The sequence below is a fragment of the Pseudomonas sp. SIMBA_068 genome, assembly GCF_046534705.1.
Taxonomy (GTDB): domain Bacteria; phylum Pseudomonadota; class Gammaproteobacteria; order Pseudomonadales; family Pseudomonadaceae; genus Aquipseudomonas; species Aquipseudomonas putida.
In genome coordinates this window covers 1-231 of sequence record NZ_JAWRYI010001825.1, presented here as the reverse complement: position 1 = coordinate 231, position 231 = coordinate 1, and the positions used below count along the sequence as shown (strand labels likewise).

Annotated in this window: 1 protein-coding gene; it reads left to right on the top strand. The window is 45.9% G+C overall.

Annotation, left to right across the window (positions count from 1 at the left end; all coding sequences use genetic code 11):
• Positions 1-203, top strand: a 203-nt coding sequence (locus SB756_RS36070; RefSeq protein ID WP_410914048.1) for a homocysteine S-methyltransferase family protein, incomplete at its 5' end; no start/stop codon positions are given.
• Between the last annotated feature and the right edge of the window lie 28 nt (positions 204-231).

Here is a 231-nt window from a genome sequence, read left to right as displayed (position 1 = left end):
CAAACGGCTTTACGCCTATTGCCCACGACTATCAAGCCAATCAAGGATCGCAAGCGTATCGTGATATTTCACCTTCAGAATACCTAGGCTTTGCAAAGAAGTGGCACGCTCTGGGTGCAACTATTATTGGGGGTTGCTGTGGTATAGGCCCAGAGTTTATTGAAGTGCTGGTAAACTGGAAACAGGAACTTGAAAGCGCTTAAGCTTTTAGTGCCCTTTAGGGCTTATTAG